A 215-nucleotide genomic window follows, 5' to 3' on the forward strand; every position below is an offset into this window, starting at 1 on the left:
ATCCATTGCGTAATAGCGGCCAACCAAAGAAGCGATGCGACCTTTACCCAGTTTTGTAAATAGGTCTTGGAAACGCTGCAGTGAGTTTTCTGCACTACGCGGCGGGGTATCACGACCATCAAGGAAGCAGTGGAGGTAGATTTTTTCAGCTCCGCGAGCCGCCGCTAATTCGACTGCCGCATAAATGTGATCTTCATGAGAATGTACGCCACCTG

General features: G+C 50.2%; 1 pseudogene. It reads right to left on the reverse strand.

Annotated elements, in window-relative coordinates:
- Positions 1-215: pseudogene (locus B7C60_RS17495) on the reverse strand (2,3-bisphosphoglycerate-independent phosphoglycerate mutase); the annotation flags it as partial.

It is taken from the genome of Vibrio fujianensis, from assembly GCF_002749895.1.
Lineage (GTDB): Bacteria > Pseudomonadota > Gammaproteobacteria > Enterobacterales > Vibrionaceae > Vibrio > Vibrio fujianensis.